At 64.2% G+C, this 274-nt stretch carries 1 protein-coding gene; it reads right to left on the reverse strand.

What is annotated here, in order from left to right:
* The coding region (locus AAEZ08_RS22905; protein WP_500125174.1) for a glutamine amidotransferase-related protein at positions 1-274 on the reverse strand (274 nt) is incomplete at both ends.

Raw genomic sequence — 274 nt, forward strand, 5'->3', positions numbered from 1 at the left:
GTGCAGCGCAGCTCCTCAGGCAGATGGGTACACATCAGGGAGTGGTAGCGCACCACTTCAAACTGCTCTGGCAGGTCGCGGAACAAACCACTGCCGGCGTGCTGGATTTTACTGCGGTAGCCGTGCACCGGGTTGGGCGCGTGGCCGACGGTTCCGCCAAGGAATTGGGCGATACCCTGGTGCCCCAGGCAAATGCCGAGCAAGGGTACCGGGGAGCGCAGGATAACCTGCCCGCACACGCCAAAATCCAGGTACTCGCCCGGGTGCCCAGGGC

This window comes from Pseudomonas sp. E45-MNA-CIBAN-0222 (assembly GCF_040310405.1).
In the GTDB taxonomy this organism is placed as follows: domain Bacteria; phylum Pseudomonadota; class Gammaproteobacteria; order Pseudomonadales; family Pseudomonadaceae; genus Stutzerimonas; species Stutzerimonas stutzeri_AC.